Raw genomic sequence first — 443 nt, 5'->3', positions numbered from 1 at the left:
CGTTGTCGGTGAAGGCGTGCCGGGGGTCGGTCGAGAGGGTGACCGGGATGCCGAGCCGGGTCGCCGCGGCCATCTCCTGCACCGCGTTCTGCCACTGCGCCATCTCGCGGGCGCCGTACGTGCCGAGCAGGTTGAAGTGGCTGATGAACCGGTCCCCGACCAGCTCGGGCGTGGTGAACGGGAGCATCGAGCCGTCGGTCTCGGTGAGCGGGGTGCCGTCCGGATTCATCATCAGCATGGAGTGGAAGAGCTGGCCGGCCTTCTCCTCCGGCGTCATCCGGGAGAGCAGGTCCGCCACGCGCAGGTCCACGGGGAGAAGGCGCCGGCGTTGAAGGAGGCGCCGGCGTTGTCGGTGAAGGCGTGCCGGGGGTCGGTCGAGAGGGTGACCGGGATGCCGAGCCGGGTCGCCGCGGCCATCTCCTGCACCGCGTTCTGCCACTGCG

General features: G+C 70.7%; 1 pseudogene. It reads right to left on the bottom strand.

Features of this window, described 5'->3' with window-relative positions:
- A pseudogene (locus ADK52_RS09665) lies at nucleotides 1–310 on the bottom strand (glycoside hydrolase family 3 protein); the annotation flags it as partial.
- Nucleotides 311–443 lie beyond the last annotated feature (133 nt).

This window comes from Streptomyces sp. WM6372 (genome assembly GCF_001279655.1).
Classification (GTDB): domain Bacteria; phylum Actinomycetota; class Actinomycetes; order Streptomycetales; family Streptomycetaceae; genus Streptomyces.
The sequence above is the reverse complement of the archived record's forward strand: the minus strand, read 5'-3'. Positions and strand labels throughout refer to the sequence as shown.